Source organism: Microbulbifer maximicatervae (SeqCode) (assembly GCF_052467615.1).
Genome location: NZ_CP174319.1, coordinates 2,167,769 through 2,184,690, shown reverse-complemented (window position 1 = coordinate 2,184,690; position 16,922 = coordinate 2,167,769). Strand labels below are relative to the sequence as shown.

The window sequence follows — 16,922 nt, the reverse complement described above, 5'->3', positions numbered from 1 at the left end:
ATACAGCCAGTGCGTCCTGAGTATTTTTTTTTATTTATTTTTTTATAAATAAAAAAATACGTGCTATCCAGGAGATGGAGGTCGGCCCTCCGTTATCGCTTTGCAGGAAGTGGTAACAAACCGCCTCAAGGTGATCGGAGTAAAGAGCTTTGGTTAGAAGCGATTGAGGAAAAGGCGTACGAGATACGTCAGGTATGTTGTGTAGAGACGAATGCAAATGAACCACTGATGAGGTGTCGAAAGCGTATTACCAAGATGATGTCAAAACCCGTGCACTGGCTAAGTGCGGGGATAAGCTTGGAGGTTACCTGTTTACCGACCGAGTGGCATCCGGCATAGAGGTGGCGTGAACACACAGCAGGCTTTTGGGTGGAACAGGAGAACCTGTCGTCCAGGTGTTAAGGAAGAGCGTCAAGTAGAGGCCCTACAAGACGTTGAGTACCAAGACTGGTCACAGGGGCGGAACAACCCGTAGTAGTGGAGAAGCGGCTGTAATGGACGTGGAGCGAAGGGGTTGTCGTATTCGGCGACTAACCGTGTAATCAACCCAGATGGGGAGGAATTAACGATTAGCGCAAAGCCATTCAATATTCCCAAGCGAGCGGTTTGGGAAGCGTGGAAGCAGATCAAGGCCAATGGCGGCGGAGCAGGGATTGATGAGATAACGATAGAGCAATACGAATCGAATCTTGTCAAAAACCTGTACAAGCTATGGAATCGGATGTCATCTGGCAGCTATTTTCCATCAGCCGTCAAACGAGTGGATATTCCGAAACTCGATGGCAGCCTGCGACCACTGGGTATCCCCACAATCGAAGATCGCATTGCACAAATGGTGGCTAAGCAACTGCTGGAGCCAGAATTGGAGAAGGTATTTCACCCTGACTCCTACGGTTATCGGCCAGGCAAATCTGCTATAGACGCAGTGCGTCGAGCTCGACAACGATGCTGGGATAGAATCTGGGTAGTTGATTTAGATATCAAAGGTTTCTTTGACAATATTAATCACGAACTTCTGCTGAGGGCATTAGATAAACATAATAATCATCGGTGGGTCAGACTCTATGTACAGCGCTGGTTAACGGCTCCAGTACAACATCGGGACGGACAGCTTGAAGAGCGAACACAAGGTACTCCACAAGGGGGTGTAATCAGCCCGCTACTGGCAAACTTGTTTTTGCACTACACGCTGGACGCCTGGATGGTGAGAACGCACAGAGATATTCCTTTTGAGCGTTACGCGGATGATGCTGTTTACCATTGTCGTAATCCTCGTGAGGCGGATCGCTTACTGGCGGCTCTAAAAGCACGCCTGGCTACCTGCGGGCTTGAGGCTCATCCAGAGAAAACGCGCAAGGTCTATTGCAAGAATAGTAATCGTAAAGACTCCCACCCAGTGATCCACTTTGACTTTCTGGGGTTTCGATTTGGTCCCAGAAAAGCAAGGAATCGCCAAGGACAGATCTTCACCGCATTTAGTCCTTCAATGAGCCCTAAAGCTTTCAAGAGGATCAAGGATAAGGTTAGGCAGTGGCGTGTGATTAACTGGGTGGATCGATCACTATCTGAAATGGCAAAGGTACTTAATCCCGCAATACAGGGTTGGCTGAACTATTATGGTCACTTTGGGCGGAGATATGGTGTTTATCGGTTACAGAAGTATCTTGATCAAACGCTGATGCGTTGGGCTAGGAAGAAGTTTAAGCATCTGAAGCGAAGCTGTTTCAAGAGTTGGGCCTTTATTGGAAAGGTTCGTCAACAAATGCGCGGCTTGTTTGCACACTGGAGAATGGGAAGATTGAAAATGTGCTGAATACGAAGAGCCGTATGAATTGAGAGGTTCACGTACGGTTCTGTGAGAGGTCGAAGGGGAAGTTCCTTTGGTCTACTCGACCTTTGATAGGTCTGATATCAACTTGGTTAGCTGGCCCCTGGTGTTGGCGCACCTTGGGTCAGCGCTTTTACTTTTCTCTTATGTCACTTTACCGTTCTCCTTTTGGGGGAAAGCTTTGATAAAAAATCTTGGAACGATTGATTCTGTTGGACTATTAGCCCTGTAGAAAACCCCTGAATTGCGAACCAAGTACTGATAAATATCTATCGATTTTACGCGGCTTTGACACTAAAACAAACTTAATAAAATCCAATAAGATTATTTTCGTGCCTATATTTTAATGGGCTTTCATCTTTTCTATTTCAATTTCCTGCTGGTAGTTTCAATTTAGAACGAAGTATTTTCTAGTTTGAAAATATAGATTACCAATGGCTAAAAATAATCTTTGCCACTTTGAACGCATAATTTTTGGTTGGCATGTATTGAGGGGAAATACCAATCATTGTATTACTAATATCCTATAAGGATGTTTCAGCCGCGTAATCTGAAGGGCTGGCAAGAGTAATTCGACCGGGAGCCTTTAAGACCAGAATGTTTATTGCGAGCATCTGATAATAGATGCTTGGGAGGGATAGACTGTTTACTTCCGATCCGCTAAAAACAATCCAGGGGGTAGGTCTAGCCTAGTCCAGCTAAGAGATTGAAGTTTTGCCAGATAAAACGAACCCCGATAATACAAAGCAGTAAGGCAAAGCACAGCTTTAAGCGCTTAGCAGATATTCGGTGAGCAACGCTGGCACCAAGCCTGGCAAAGAGCACGCTGGTAAGTACAATTCCCACAAAAGCCGGCCAGTAAATATAACCACTACTCCACTTTGGTAGTAACTGATTGTCCCACCCTTGCACGGCAAAGCTGATTGAACCAGAAATCGCGATTGGCAGACCAAAGGCAGCAGAGGTTCCGACAGCGAGCTGCATTTTTGTACCGAAGTGCGATAAGTAGGGAACCACCAAGGCCCCTCCGCCAATACCAAAGATCGCTGCGAGCCAGCCGATTACTCCTCCGGAACAGATCAAAGGTGCTGCCCCGGGTAAGTGATCGCCATTTTCTTGTGAGGTTGCCGAGGCCAATCCACTTAAGCCCATACGCAGGGACATAAATATGGCAAACACGCCAATCAATAGCTGCAACCAAGCACCAGGTAACAAGTCTGCTGTCACGCCGCCCAGCCAAGACCCCACAAGTATCCCTGGAGTCATAATCCAGAATAGGCGCCAGTCAACGGCACCTTTTGCGTTGTGTGCCCAGACCGAGCTGACTGAAGTCACGATAATGGTTGCCAACGAAGTCCCCACCGCCATATGGGTTAGCACCTGGGGGGAGATACCCGTGGCAGAAAAAATCAACACCAAAGCAGGCACGATGATCAAGCCTCCACCAATCCCCAAGAGGCCTGCTGCAGTACCCGCGATGACGCCGAGCAACAAGTAAATAAATAGCATTTCCATAGTGCATTAGTTTAGTCACTCCTGAAGGCAACCAAATACACTGAATCGCGCCGCTTGATACATTAAATTGCTTTTTATAATTTTTGGGATCCAGTTAATTGACACATTAAAAAATGCAATTAAACGTCCATTAAGAAATGGAGGAAGGTGTATCGGTAGGATTCGCGCCTGTCAAGTTTGAGTTCTAGGCGGGATTTATATTGGACTGTATAGGTGCGGTATTCAGCTGGCACTTGAACTAGATCAGCAAGCTATTTACTCATTTTCAGGCCTCATTACTACTGACCGGGTGTTTAGCCTAAAAGGCATCGAAATCACTGGTTATTTTTGGCATTTGATGAAATTTACCTTACTTGTTTATTTGTGTGGTTAGGTCTGAGAAAGCAAGGGAATCATAACTATCAGTATTTTACCAGGATCACAAAATAAACTTGCCTGTCTGGACTTAAAGGAAATTGAAGCTTCCTTATCTGCATAATTCAAAATACGTTTCAGGCTAGAGCAAAGACGACTTATTGCACCAAATAATGGTTGCTTTAAGCATTGCAAAATTTACCTTTCATATTCTTTGCATGATTCACAAATAGAATCAGCAATGTAATATGTAATATTGTGGTAAGGACAAACTATGCCAAATGATGCTGGAGCCTCCAATTTTGGAGGTCAGAAAACTTGGAGTTTCAACCAGGGCAATTACAACAGTATGCTTAAAAAGCACCCAAATTCTAAGGGTGGAATATGTGAAGCTCTAGCGGTAAGTTGGATTAGCAAGGGGCTTCAATCTGGTCTTCAGGATGCATTATCTACAGGAGGAGATGTTGACAAAACGAAAGTGGCAGTAGTTGCTCAACGTTTTGCCTCCATGTATCGATTCAAATTTAAAGATGGAACTGAGGGGGATCCACTAAAGGGTTTCCAAATGATAAAAGAATCCCAAAAGTATTTGGAGTCTCAAGGCTTCAAGCATATAACTCATGTAGGGAAGGCCTCAAAACAAAAAGACAAGGTTGGAAACCCTCCTTTAAAAGAACAATTTTCCATTGTGTTTGACGGCATTGAAGCAGAGCAATGCTTTACTCAGCAGACTCAAACAATTTATAGCATGTTAAGGTTTTCTGGGGCTAAGTGGGCACATGCAACAGCATTCAGGATTGAGCCCACTGCAGATAAAACCACATATTTTTTTGACCCTAATGCGGGAGAGTTCAAGTTCTTAAAATTTGCACAGTTTCGAAAGTGGTATGAAAATTACCATAGCAGCAACAGATTATACCGGACATCCGCAACGATAGGATTTCAGTTGTTGGCTCACAATGATCGCTAACTCAAACAGATTGTCTGCCCATTAAAGTCTGTTAATACAGGAAATAGTATTAAAAATAATAACTACCAATAGCTCTAGAAAAATTTATTTATGCATTGATATTCAGCGCCATCCCCATAAATGAAACCTAAAAGATAGTGAAGAGCACATATCTATTTAGCAGGCACTGAAGCGACTGGGGCGTGCTGAATATCAAGGTATGAGGCCATTGATGATTAGTAACCTCAACTTATGTTACTACTACAATGAAAGTGATGAAAAGCATGAACGCCTGGCAATCAGTATTTGAGCAATAAGGTGTAGCTATCTCACAACTTTTACTGGCGCCACCTAGCCTTTATGGAGCTGGCATCAATATGGGGCGCCAACCTGGCTTAGGGTAAGGCTAAAAACTTGTCACAGTAAAGCCTCACCATCTAAGGTTGGCTCCCTTCATTATCTCTAAGTGGAGATAGGGCAATCTCAAAGAGTTGTTGGGCCGTTTTCGCAGCTTGGTATACCAATTTTTTAGATGGTGAAAATTATCATCGGATAAGGCTTCGTTAGCTTTAAATTTAAGAAAATAATTTGATTAAATATGCGTCTTGCGACAACCCTGTCAGGAATCTATGGGCGTGTAGTTTTTCTTTAGTTATTATTTAGATATGGACCCCGGCGCATACACAGTTGTGTTAATGGTTGTTAGCTGATAATAACTACTTGTCTTATGTTTTTCTATGCCCTCTTTATGCTAAGTTGCTCAAAGGAAAACCTTTAAGTAATTGTTGCCATAAGGGTAGTTGACTAAATTTAGATGGTATGTGATCGACTGAAGTGACAATCCCTCCCTTGTAAGGTGGTATCGTGGCCGACAAATCCAACTTTCTGTCCAGACTATTCACGCCGATAGAAGCGCCAGAGAGCTTTGTTCAGCAGCACCTAAAAGGTTATGGCTGTGTATCTACTTTACTTATAAATGTTGTCACTAGAACTAACCAAGATGAAATTACTGATTGTCTAGACAAGCTCTATGACTTAGTTGCATTGACTACCGCGCCTCACCCGAAACGCTTTTACTTAGAAAAGATTGAGGCGCTGAGGGAAGAGCTGACAGGTGTCGTTGGGAGGAAGGTCCTATATAAGAGGTTGGAGGTTGAAAAGATCCCCTTCTACATCCACTTTGATAGCACATCTGTATGCTTTATAGCAAATCATGATTTTTTTTCCGGTTACACTGGCCTGCTCTTTTCTAAATATGCCAATTGCTTGTTGAAAAAAGATCAGGAAAAGTCAGATGCATATTGCTCTTCAATAATGCATATATACAAGGGTAATGGGCAATACTCAAATTTTCACCGGGTTATAGGGTTGGTCCAAGCTTTATTTATTGGTTTAAGTCTGAGAATGTTTAATAGGAAGGAGAACAAGCCAAATCCATTTCTCTTGGAGGAAAAGGGTTGTATAAAAGGAGATCTCGATGACATCGTATTGGTGTCAGCTAAAGTTGAATCTAGCGAGATATCTTTCGAAAATGTCTTGAAATCTTTTATAGATAATTTTGTCAGTACTTTCGAAAGGCAGCGGGCAAACATATTGATTACCCAAGAGTTTATTCACAACATTCCTGATCAGGGTGAAAGACTGGCTGGGGTAGGAAATACGGCATCTGGTTTCTATTTTTCTCTAAATAAACTCTCTAGGTATCAAATATACCTATTAAAAAGGTACCACATTGCATATTATGCAATGGTACTCCTCAATATGTTAAAAGTAGAGAAACAAGTTACATCAAGTATCAACGAAGACTTTACGTTTAGTTATTTGCCTGCTCGAGAGGTCGACTGCATCGCGACCTATTCAATCACAAGAGATGCACTGGTCTTTGTTATCAGTAAAGCTTCTGATGGTTATCATATTGAGGTTGCTGTTAATGAGGCTATTTTCTCTCTTGATAAGGTTGTTCTGTTTCTGAAATCTTTCTCTAGTGAGATTGAACTATCAGATATCTGATAGATGCTTGAAGAATGTATAACAATATTTAGGCGCGTTTAAGTTGGTCACTCAGGTCAATTGTTAGCTTGCAGTAGTTGTTAGCCCAAATCGTTTGAATTCGCGATTACTAAACTCATAATACCCGGAAATTCTCTTGCAGATATATTGATAGTTTGGGTTGCTCAAATCTTTAATTTTGTTCTTCTTGCCATTGATTGTCTCTGTTAAATTTATGTTGTCTTGATGGTAGACAATGGCTTCTTTCATAAAAATTGGCTGTACTTTGAGTTCATTGATAACTCGATAAGCCAGGTCTATGTCATCGTAACCCCAGGTTCCATCGTATTTTTCATCAAAAAAACCAACTTTAATGACATCCTCCCTTTTAAATACCATATTACAGCCATAAAAGTGCCCCCAGGGGTGTTCTGTATTCGGTAATTGCTCTATTTTCCCTAGGCGCCTATCTTTACTGAGTCCATAATTTGATGGGCTATTAAATCTAGGGCATGCGTAAAGGTACTTGCCGTCGCCGTCCATTTCTGCTGGGACAATATCTTTAGAGTGAATAAATTCCCTTATCCCGGTCATGCAGATACTAGGCCCATAATCATTGATTATTTTTTGAATCTCTGCCAGATAGTTCGGGGCGGGGATACAATCACTATCTGTAAATACACACCACTCGTATTTAGCAATCTTGACCCCTAAGTTTCGCGCCGAGTTAAGTGCAAATGGGTCTGGTAATTGAGGTCTGAATAGTAAAGTTAAAGTAAGGTGGTTCTTAAACTGGTTGTAACATGACAGGATGTTGGGGTCTTGCGAGTTGTTATCTACAATAATGATTTCAAAATTTTCCTTTGGAAAGGTTTGTAAAGTGTAGCCTTGTAATAGGTTATACAGAAGGTCAGAATCGTTGTAGCATGGCATAATAATACTGAATCGATCGGACATGCACCTAAACTTCCTGTTGTCTATAGCTCAAAATCATTTTAAGTGAATCAGGTGGAATATAAGGTGAGCGATAAATCGAATCTCCTTAACTTGGCGACTGGATTGATCGGCTATCAAACCTTATCCTTGCATTTTAGAGTACTTAGAAGTTTTAGCACTTTTGATAGTGAATATGAGGATTATTGGCAGGGTATATCTTTGTGCAGCTCACGTGGACATTTGCAGGTGAAATAGTGGAAAGCTAGAGCAATAGTCTGCCATGTTATTTGACTTTTTGGTAAAGCTACCTCCTTTCAATTCATAAACTGGAACATCAAATCTCATTATATAGGGCGATATAATTAAGGCTTTTAACTTGCTCTAGTCTTTAGGGGGTGGTAAATGTCGAGAAGTGAATATTCAAGTCAATTTACTGCTCTTGGAAGGAGGAAATACCTGTTAGGGATCAGCTTGTTAATTACATCTCATGTGATAGACCGGAAGTATTGGGTGGAATTTTAACTTACCCAATAGTTTGTGTTGAATTACACGGGGGAACCTTTGAATAAATGATTGAGGCTCAGCAAATCCCCACTAACGATGGGATAGTGCTTGGTGCAAGGCTATTCTCGCCGAGTGAGGTGCCCAAAGCCGGCATCATTATTAATTCTGCTATGGCGGTTAAGCAGAGCTACTATCGGGATTTTGCTTGTTTCTTAGCTCGGAATGGCTATTTGGTTCTTACTTATGATTACCGAGGTATTGGTAAGTCCTCTATCGAGAATCAAAGGGACAAACGGCTGACCTTAAGAGCCTGGGGGGAGAGCGATTTGGCGGCAGTGATTGATTGGTGCAGCAAACGAACTAAAAGCTTGGAGTGGCACTGCATATGCCATAGTGTCGGTGGTCAAATTGTAGGCCTTGCGTCAAATAATACCCGATTTGCGAGTGTGTATTGTGTTTCTTCTCAGAGCGGCTATTGGGGGCATTGGGATGCAAGGTATCAGCCAAAGCTATTATTTGGATGGTACTGCGCATTTCCTTTGCTATCGAATGTTTTGGGATGGGTGCCCGGAGTACTTTGGGGGGGAGAGAACCTACCTGCAGGAATAGCTCGTGAATGGGCTTACTGGGCTCGACATAAGGATTACGTTGTCGATCAGCATGGTCGGCCGATTCGTGAGGGATTCGAGCGCATGCAGTGTGATATGAAGTTCCTGCTTATAGATGACGATAAGGACTTTGCACCAGAGAAGGCTGTCCGTGCATTGCGAGATTTTTACAGTAATGCGAATACAGATATTGAGATTATTCAAACCAGCTCTATTGGAAATACATCAATAGGCCACTTTGGGTTTTTCCGAAAGGAGTTCAAGGAGAGTCTTTGGCGGAACGTATTAGGTTGGCTGGACTAGTCCCTCCTGGCGTTGATACGCCCTCGTATCACACATGATGCCTTTTATACCAACTCGAGCCTGTGGTCGTTAGCATGGAGAGACAAGTACTATGTAGAGGCTTACAAGAACCAGAAGGGCCCGTCTGTCTGCCTGATGGCCGCATTTATGTCACTGAAATGGCATCTAGACGGCACTGTATAAGCTGTATTGACTTGCAGGGTCAATATCAACAAATAGGGTATCCTGCTCGGCGACCTAATGGCATGGCAATCGATGGGTATGACAATTTATGGATTGCAGATGGAGGGGGTAAGCAGCTTGTTCGCATGGGGCTAAATGGGGATCTTATTGAAGCTTATGACGGACCAGAAGATCAGCCCTACTTATGGCCCAATGATCTGGTTTTTGGTGATAATGGCTTACTTTACATAACAGACTCCGGGATTGACCCGGATATTTTTGTTCAGGGGCAGGTGATTCGAGCTGATTGCCGATCTTGTCGCTACTATGGACAGGTATTAGAGATAGATCCTCGCAATGGAGATGTGTTGCGACAGCTTGATTCCGGATTGCGTTTTCCCAACGGTATTGCCATTGATGATCGGGGCCAGCTGTATGTAGGGGAGACTATTAGCGGCAATATCTACCGCTACAATTTCGCTTCGTTAACGCGCCCCAAACGGGAGCTTTTCGGCAATGTGGTTGTTGGGGCGCCAGAGGGATTTGTAGGGCCAGATGGGATGGCTTTCGGTAGTGACGGGCGATTGTATTGTGCAGTGTTTGGTCAAGGTGACGTGACCGTTCTTGATGGTGAGGGAAGGGTGGCCGAACGAATACCCACCTGTGGTAAACGACCCACCAATATAGCCTTTTGCGAAGACTCGAGAGGTGGGGCGGTAGTAACGATTCTGGATGCAGGGTGCTTAGAGTGGGTAGGAATACCGTGCCGTGGTAGGCAGCTATACCGCCCAAAGATATAGACTGAGTGGATTGTTTAGCTAAGGAGCCTCTGAATAATTCCGTAATATCTCTGCGGGCCTTGAAGGCTGCAGATGTTAGGCGCAGCTCGCAGTGAATGGCCGTAGCCCTTTGCAAGAGCTGCAACGCAGCAGTTGTGGCCTTCAAGGCCCGCCCTATGGGGCTTTCAGAGCGATTCACACTCCGCGTTGCAACTTCTTGAAAGGTCTAGACATTCCTGCGAAGTCGCGCCTTGATTGTGAACCGCTCTGCAAGCCAGAGACATCACGGAATTATTCAGAGGCTCCCTAATGATATTGTTTAGGATTAAATAAAAGTAGCTTCAACGTCAGTTTTTAGATTTCTGTTGTATATAGTTGCGCCATCCATGAAATCGGGAAATATCTTCTTGTTGCTGAGTCAAATAGTTTTCTCCTAATATCCCTAAAACTTGCCCGCCATTTTCTAAGACTACTTTACCCAAAGTTAGTCCCGCCGCTTCTAAATTAAGTACTTCAATTAAGTTGGCCTTGGGTAAGGACCAAATTTCAACGTTGAACCATGTTCCACCTGTGCGCACTCTCTGCATCGAAGGATATTCGCCTTTGATTGCCCACATCCGGTAAATGGCTTCTGTTTTAGCCTCTCTCACAAAGGTTGCATTGTTTTGTATTAAATTTTTATCTAACGCCAGGCCACGCATCAATGGTCCATTTACTGCGACTTCTGTATGTGTACTCATTTCGATTGTCTAAATCAAATATTTGATATTAGTGCTACTGACCGGTTTCATTACTACTCATACTCTCTGCATAGGCTCGCCAGCCATGCCACTTGGATATATCTTTCTGGTTTTGGATAATATAGTTTTCACCCAGTATGCCTAATACCTGTGTTCCATCCGCTAAAGCAACTTTACCTAAAGCTAACCCTTTGGCCTCCTCCTCTAATAGATTGACCAAGTTGGCTTGCAGAATCGACCAGATCTCCAGTGTAATCCATGTGCCGCCGTTGAGAACTCTTTCCATTGCGGGGTATTTGTCTCCAATTGACCACATGCGATAGATCGACGCCGTTTTAGCCTCTCGTACAAAAGTGGCATGGTTTTTAAGCATGTGTTTTTCGAGGGCGAATCCACGCATTAGCGTGCCATTAACTGCGACGTCAATAGATTCAGCATTCGCTAGTGACACTAATACCATTAAACTAGCAGCAATATACCTGAGTATCCTGAGCATTGATTTATCTCGAGTCGACGCCTTATGAATTTAGCTTAGATATGGAGGCAAGAAGACACTAAATTATGCTTGTGCCTCCCTTATTATTTTAGAATGGTACCAGAGATATATTTTGTCGCTTATCAATAAAAACCAGTGGAAACATATTATGAACCTGACTGATTTGTTATTGCCTACGTATATACAACTATTGGAAGCACTTTCTAGTTGGTTGGATAAGGCAAAAACAGAATTTCCAGAAGATGAGTCTGAAGCCCTCCTTAAAGCGAGGCTTGCTCCAGATATGTTTCCTTTATCATCCCAAGTTCGGTTTAGTTGCTTACAGGCGCAAGAGGCAATATTTCGATTGGGGCGGCGTGCGCTTCCAGATTTTCTGGAGCAGTTGGCTCGTGAAGGGCAGGGAGCTGGTGAAAACCCCGGGTCCATTTCCGAAGCTCAAGAGCGAATTCGAGAGGCACTGGCATTTTTAAGAAGCGTTTCGCCAGATGCAGTGATGAAAGCAGTGGATGAGCCTGTGACGATTAAGCTCCCGAATGGGATGACTTTCGATATGACTAATGAGCAATATGCCAGGGACTGGGCGTTACCTCAATTTTATTTCCATATCAACACGGCCTATGCAATCTTGAGAGCTCAAGGTGTTTCCTTAGGAAAAGCCGACTATGTACAGCACGCTTTTGCTTATCTCAGACCAGAGATGATTTCAGATTGCTAATGGGTAACAAGGCTAAGTTTTTCAAGTTTATAGCTGATGGAGAGGGGGACTTTGCTTCTCTCCATCTGACTTTTGTGTATTAACTCCATAAATGTGAATTTCGAGAGAAAAAGAGATTACTAGATAAAAAGTCAAACTTCTTTGTTGGTACGTTCTTCTATAGAATCCGCTCCCTTTCCGATTCTTCATACGTACGATAACAGGAAGTTTATATATGACCATCTCCCGCCGAACCTTTGTCCAGGCCATGGGTGTCGCACTTTTGACCCCCTTTACGGTCCGTTCTCTCGCGGACACTGATAGTGAAACCTATGCACGTTTTGTACTGGGCGGCACCACATTCGCTGATCAAATTGATAACGACGGAATTGTTTTTGATTTATCAGTAGCCTCGGGAGATCCCAGTCAAACTGGAGTGGTTCTTTGGACGCATATTAACCCTGATTCCTATATCGCGGGTCAGTCTTTGTATGTAGATGTCGCGCTGGATGAGGAATTTACCCAGCCAATTCTAAGTGCTGAGATTAATGCTAGTGATATCACTGCAGACCGTGATTACACCGTTAACATCGACCTGGAGGGCTACTTATCTTCTGACCAACGTTACTATTACCGCTTCAAATACGGGACTGTCAGTAGCCGCGTTGGGCGTTGTCACACACTGCCTACCGGTAGCCTAGAGAATTTAAAGATGGCTGTGGTTACCTGTCAGGATTACACCACCGGTTATTACAACGCCTACAACCATATCGCGGACGAAGATGTACATTGCGTACTGCATTTGGGTGACTTTATCTATGAATATGCCCAGTACGAGGGCTTTGAAAGCTCAATAGTGCATTCGATCTCTCTGCCTTCTGGCGGCTCTGTTGCGATGGATCTTGAGGACTATCGTCATATTTACAGAGAGTATCGCAAGGATAAGAATCTGCAGCGAGCGATGGAAATGCACTCATTTATCATCACCTGGGATGATCATGAAACTGCAGACAATGCTTACTGGGATTACGAGCGGGATACTCTGGGTGTGCCATCTCATCCCTACCAGACCGGCGATAACAACCCTGACCAGCTGCGCCAGCTGCGTCGCGATGCTCAGCAGGCCTGGATCGAATATGTTCCAGCGCGGGTAAAAGTCGATGAATCCGCAAGCCACGCTTTTGACTACTTACAGATTTATCGTTCTTTCCAGTTCGGTGACTTGGTTGATCTGTATATGACAGATAGCCGCACCTATAGGACCAAGGAGCCGTGCAAGGATGGTACAGCTTGGGAAAACTACTGGTGCACAGATTATGAAGAAGATACCCAAACCATGCTGGGTAAGACTCAGCGGGATTGGCTGATTGATGGAGTTGTTAACTCCAGTGCCCGCTGGAAAGTGTGGGGGAACCAGACTTTGCTGGCACAATTGGCTGGTACTATTTTGGGACGCTCTCTTGTGTATGCCAATTATGATGCCTGGGATGGTTACCAGTGGGAGCGGGAAAAGATCCTGTCATCTGTTAAGGACAGCAATGTCGATAACTTTGTAGTGCTGACAGGGGACCTCCACTCCAGTATCGCTTCATACCTGAAAGTTGATTTCAGCAAAATTAGCAACTGGGACTACGACAACCTGGTTGGCGTTGAGCTGATGACCCCTTCCATATCTTCTCCCAATATGAACGATACGATTGAGAAAGGTATTGATGTTGGCAGTGTGTTTACATCACTGCTAAATGGCGGGGTTCAGGTCAATAACCCACATATCAAAGATTTTGTTAGTAATATCTATGGATATGCAGTGATCGAATTCAATGTCAATGAATTAAACTGGACCGTATACAACATCGATAAGAAGAGTGATAACCCGGATACCGAAAAAGCGGTATATAAGAAGTTTAATTATGAGCCTGTTGGCATGTGGTTAACCGAAAAGTAGCTGGTTCTCAGTCAATATGAAGTTGTGGGGCGCTTGCCCCCAACTTCACAAGATTCCACTGTTTCGATTCCTTCTTCATCATATCTAGCTTGTACGAGTAAGAAAGCCCTTCCCCGATAACAAAACTAATAAGCCAATGAACACGCATTTGATATATACCTGCGGGTCATCTATACCCGACGATGGGCACAATGCTGTATCTGGCGTTGGGGCACTCTAGATAGATCAGACATCAAGTAAAAGGATATTACTTTGCTGCAAGAATCTTACCCTTACTACCTGGCCAATGAAGCAGTGCATGCCAACACCGATCTGGAAGTTACTGACAAGTATTCAGGGAAAGTAGCTACCCGGGTTGCAATGGCTGATGCCAAGGTTATTGACAGTGCCATCGACTGGGCGCTTTTGGCAGAAAAACCGATGGCTAATTTGCCGTCTTACACCCGCCAGGAAGTTTTACAGCATTGTGTTGTACGTTTTCGTGAAAGGTTTGAAGAGCTGGCCGAAGCGCTGTGTATTGAAGCTGGTAAGCCAATTCATGATTCGCGGGGCGAGGTGCTGCGTTTAATCGATACATTTCATGTGGCTGCTGAAGAGGCAGTGCGTATCAATGGCGAGATTATCAATCTTGAGATATCCAAGCGCTCACGGGGTTATCGCGGATATATCAGACGAGTGCCAGTAGGCGCATGCTCATTTATATCGCCGTTCAATTTCCCTTTGAACCTTGCCGCTCACAAGGTGGCACCTGCCATCGCGGCTGGATGTCCCTTTGTACTGAAACCTGCAAGCCGGACACCTATTGGGGCATTGATTATCGCTGAAGTCCTTGCGGAGACTCAGTTACCGAAGGGCGCTTTCTCTGTATTACCTTGCCACCGGGAAGGGGCAGACCTTTTTACTGTGGATGATCGATTCAAACTACTCAGCTTTACCGGCTCACCTTCGGTGGGTTGGGATCTAAAGGCCAGGGCGGGACGAAAGAAAGTGGTTTTGGAGTTGGGGGGTAATGCAGCCTGTGTTATCGATAGAGATACAGATCTTGATGATGCTGTAGAGAGGTTAATTTTTGGTGCCTTTTATCAGTCGGGTCAAAGCTGTATCGGCGTCCAGAGGATCTATGGACATTGCAGTCTATATGAAGACCTGAAGCGACGTCTGGTTGAGCGTACCAAAAAGCTTAAGAAAGGCGATCCTCGATCAGAAGATACATTTATTGGCCCAATGATTTCTGAGGGAGAGGCTACCCGCTTGCATTCCTGGGTGGAAGAGGGGGTTCAAGCAGGGGGAACCCTGCTTTGTGGAGGCACACGAGACGGCGCCATGCTTGATCCAACGCTATTGGAAAACGTGCCCGATGACTGCTTCATTGTACAGCAGGAGGCATTTGGCCCAGTTGCAATTCTGGAGCCTTTCGATAGCTTTGATGATGTTTTAGACAAGGTGAATGACAGTGCCTTTGGTCTGCAGGCTGGAATATTCACTCGTGACCTTTACAAAGCCCAGCAAGCCTGGGATACCTTGGAAGTGGGTGGTGTGGTTATTGGTGATGTACCCAGCTGGCGGGTAGATAATATGCCCTATGGTGGTGTTAAGGATTCGGGTCTTGGTCGGGAAGGGGTACGCTGGGCTATTGCGGATATGACCGAGGAGCGGTTGATGGTGGTGCGAACTCCAGGGTAGGACCTAAGAATTTATTAAATTGAGATGTTACTCACAGAGGAAAGCGATAAGTTAGACCTCATATCTGACGTGTCTTGATTGTGATACTATACAGCAATTATTTTTGTATATAATAATTAATCCGCTGTTTATGTTTAGACTCAGCCTTTATTATTTTGCTAATTATTTCGCTATTTTTTAAGTTTCTTTTACGGCACTAGATAAATTGAGTTGACGGCCTCCAGTAGTGATTGAAGTTGTTTTAGGTGTTTTTTCATGGATGACCGGATAAAAAATAAAGCTAAGATATCACCGAAGTCTTTATTATATTTTATTACCTATCAAACTCTATGTTGTGCCTGTTTATATCTATGGGTGCTTTCACCAATAGTTGACAAAATTAGGATGTCAACCTGGTTTCCGATGGACGCTCAAATTCTTGATATAGATTTAGAGGTTTATCAGGATGGGCACAGTACCTATCGCCAGGTTGTTGCCAGTTATGAATATTATATAAACGGTAAAACCTACTGGGGCAATCGAGTTGATATACATTCAGAGTCTGATGATTCTGCAGGAGGTTACTACCATGAAATCATGTATGACAAACTTCAGAAGTATAAGAAGCAGAAACGCACGTTTAGTGGCTGGTATAACCCAAATGATCCCTATGACTCTGTGTTGGACAGGGGGTTGCGATGGTCAGAGGTTATTGTTCCAGGATCAGTGTGCTTTATCTTTATTCTTATCGGAGTAGTTGTTCTTAGAATATATACTCTTCAGGAGCAAGAGCAGAATCCTAAGTTAATTGAGAGAAAACCATGGTTGGCAAAAAACAAGTGGAGTTCTGAAGGTATAATATATGAAACCAGAGTAATCCTTAAAAAACAACTGTGGGGCGGAGTATTAGTATTCTTGCTTGGGTTGATCTTTATTTTTATAGGGTTGACGTTTCTATCGAACTGGAATTCTGACTGGCTAATAACTTTGATATTAGGTGTTGTCAGTTGCTTATTTATAATTGTGCCAATCATTAATTGGTCTAGATATAAGGCAATTGGAAGGGTGCCTATTGTTATGCGGCCATTTCCTGGCCGTATAGGAGGTAAGGTTTCCGGGTATATCCAATTTCCTCCACTACTAGAGCTAACCGATAAATCTATTCGTATCAAATTAAAGCAGTTCGCGTGTGTAACAGAGGGGAGGGGAAAAGATGCTAGAAAACGTGAGTATGTGAATTGGGAAAAATGATACAGGGTAATCTAAAGGCTACTGCTGTGGGGAATAGGATCTATTTTAGTTTTGATATCCCAGAGGGCTTACCTGAATCTAGTACCAGTGTTTATTGTGGGGATAGAGAATATTGGTACCTAAATGTCAGCGGGGAAATCCGTGGCGATTACTTTGAAAGGGAATATGAGCTTCCAGTTTTCAAATTAGCGTCCTCTGAACACGGTG

13 protein-coding genes are annotated in these 16,922 nt (G+C 43.8%); 9 read left to right on the top strand and 4 right to left on the bottom strand.

The window, feature by feature from the left end; genetic code table 11:
- The first annotated feature begins 514 nt into the window (after nt 1-514).
- A complete protein-coding gene (gene ltrA / locus ACJJIM_RS09780; RefSeq protein ID WP_444913144.1) occupies nt 515-1,813 on the top strand; it encodes a group II intron reverse transcriptase/maturase in 1,299 nt (432 codons plus the stop codon).
- A 699-nt stretch (nt 1,814-2,512) separates the two neighbouring features.
- Here ltrA and ACJJIM_RS09775 read toward each other — a convergent pair.
- Nucleotides 2,513-3,337: a sulfite exporter TauE/SafE family protein gene (locus ACJJIM_RS09775; protein WP_444913143.1), complete on the bottom strand. Its 825-nt coding sequence runs from the start codon at nt 3,335-3,337 to the stop codon at nt 2,513-2,515.
- Nucleotides 3,338-3,971: 634 nt separating this feature from the next.
- Here ACJJIM_RS09775 and ACJJIM_RS09770 point away from each other — a divergent pair.
- Entirely contained in the window at nt 3,972-4,667 is a 696-nt protein-coding gene (locus ACJJIM_RS09770; protein WP_444913142.1) for a YopT-type cysteine protease domain-containing protein, read from the top strand.
- An 843-nt stretch (nt 4,668-5,510) separates the two neighbouring features.
- Nucleotides 5,511-6,656 carry a hypothetical protein gene (locus ACJJIM_RS09765; protein ID WP_444913141.1) on the top strand — a complete coding sequence of 382 codons (1,146 nt, stop codon included), beginning with the start codon at nt 5,511-5,513 and terminating at the stop codon, nt 6,654-6,656.
- Nucleotides 6,657-6,719: 63 nt separating this feature from the next.
- Here ACJJIM_RS09765 and ACJJIM_RS09760 read toward each other — a convergent pair whose 3' ends face one another.
- Complete coding sequence (locus ACJJIM_RS09760) at nt 6,720-7,592, bottom strand: glycosyltransferase (protein WP_444913140.1); 873 nt, start codon at nt 7,590-7,592, stop codon at nt 6,720-6,722.
- Nucleotides 7,593-8,140: 548 nt separating this feature from the next.
- Between ACJJIM_RS09760 and ACJJIM_RS09755 the strand changes: the two genes are divergently transcribed.
- Nucleotides 8,141-8,986 (top strand): alpha/beta hydrolase family protein, encoded by an 846-nt coding sequence (locus ACJJIM_RS09755; protein WP_444913139.1) that lies wholly within the window; start codon nt 8,141-8,143, stop codon nt 8,984-8,986.
- Nucleotides 8,987-9,231: 245 nt separating this feature from the next.
- On the top strand, nt 9,232-9,948 hold the full coding sequence (locus ACJJIM_RS09750) for an SMP-30/gluconolactonase/LRE family protein (protein WP_444913138.1): 717 nt from the start codon (nt 9,232-9,234) through the stop codon (nt 9,946-9,948).
- Nucleotides 9,949-10,274: 326 nt separating this feature from the next.
- Here the strand turns inward: ACJJIM_RS09750 and ACJJIM_RS09745 are convergent, their stop codons facing one another.
- Nucleotides 10,275-10,667 (bottom strand): allophanate hydrolase-related protein, encoded by a 393-nt coding sequence (locus ACJJIM_RS09745; protein ID WP_444913137.1) that lies wholly within the window; start codon nt 10,665-10,667, stop codon nt 10,275-10,277.
- Between the two features lie 34 nt (nt 10,668-10,701).
- Nucleotides 10,702-11,163, bottom strand: a complete 462-nt coding sequence (locus ACJJIM_RS09740) for an allophanate hydrolase-related protein (protein ID WP_444913136.1) — start codon at nt 11,161-11,163, stop codon at nt 10,702-10,704.
- 148 nt (nt 11,164-11,311) lie between these two features.
- On the opposite strand from ACJJIM_RS09740, the gene ACJJIM_RS09735 reads away from it, so the two are divergent.
- The 4 genes from ACJJIM_RS09735 (at nt 11,312) to ACJJIM_RS09720 (ending at nt 16,715) form a co-directional block, all read left to right on the top strand.
- Complete coding sequence (locus ACJJIM_RS09735) at nt 11,312-11,878, top strand: DUF1993 domain-containing protein (RefSeq protein ID WP_444913135.1); 567 nt, start codon at nt 11,312-11,314, stop codon at nt 11,876-11,878.
- 214 nt (nt 11,879-12,092) lie between these two features.
- Nucleotides 12,093-13,802 carry an alkaline phosphatase D family protein gene (locus ACJJIM_RS09730; protein ID WP_444913134.1) on the top strand — a complete coding sequence of 570 codons (1,710 nt, stop codon included), beginning with the start codon at nt 12,093-12,095 and terminating at the stop codon, nt 13,800-13,802.
- 252 nt (nt 13,803-14,054) lie between these two features.
- Nucleotides 14,055-15,485, top strand: coding sequence for an aldehyde dehydrogenase family protein (locus ACJJIM_RS09725; RefSeq protein ID WP_444913133.1), 1,431 nt, complete (start codon nt 14,055-14,057; stop codon nt 15,483-15,485).
- A gap of 255 nt (nt 15,486-15,740) precedes the next feature.
- Nucleotides 15,741-16,715, top strand: a complete 975-nt coding sequence (locus tag ACJJIM_RS09720; protein WP_413662094.1) for a DUF3592 domain-containing protein — start codon at nt 15,741-15,743, stop codon at nt 16,713-16,715.
- The last annotated feature ends 207 nt before the right edge of the window (nt 16,716-16,922 follow it).

Excerpts from the sequence above, each read along its gene's own strand:
- ACJJIM_RS09775 (WP_444913143.1), bottom strand. The coding sequence starts at position 3,337 with ATGCTATTTATTTACTTGTTGCTCGGCGTCATCGCGGGTACTGCAGCA.
- ACJJIM_RS09770 (WP_444913142.1), top strand. The coding sequence starts at position 3,972 with ATGCCAAATGATGCTGGAGCCTCCAATTTTGGAGGTCAGAAAACTTGG.
- ACJJIM_RS09760 (WP_444913140.1), bottom strand. The coding sequence starts at position 7,592 with ATGTCCGATCGATTCAGTATTATTATGCCATGCTACAACGATTCTGAC.
- ACJJIM_RS09755 (WP_444913139.1), top strand. The coding sequence starts at position 8,141 with ATGATTGAGGCTCAGCAAATCCCCACTAACGATGGGATAGTGCTTGGT.
- ACJJIM_RS09750 (WP_444913138.1), top strand. The coding sequence starts at position 9,232 with ATGGCAATCGATGGGTATGACAATTTATGGATTGCAGATGGAGGGGGT.
- ACJJIM_RS09745 (WP_444913137.1), bottom strand. The coding sequence starts at position 10,667 with ATGAGTACACATACAGAAGTCGCAGTAAATGGACCATTGATGCGTGGC.
- ACJJIM_RS09740 (WP_444913136.1), bottom strand. The coding sequence starts at position 11,163 with ATGCTCAGGATACTCAGGTATATTGCTGCTAGTTTAATGGTATTAGTG.
- ACJJIM_RS09735 (WP_444913135.1), top strand. The coding sequence starts at position 11,312 with ATGAACCTGACTGATTTGTTATTGCCTACGTATATACAACTATTGGAA.
- ACJJIM_RS09730 (WP_444913134.1), top strand. The coding sequence starts at position 12,093 with ATGACCATCTCCCGCCGAACCTTTGTCCAGGCCATGGGTGTCGCACTT.
- ACJJIM_RS09720 (WP_413662094.1), top strand. The coding sequence starts at position 15,741 with ATGGATGACCGGATAAAAAATAAAGCTAAGATATCACCGAAGTCTTTA.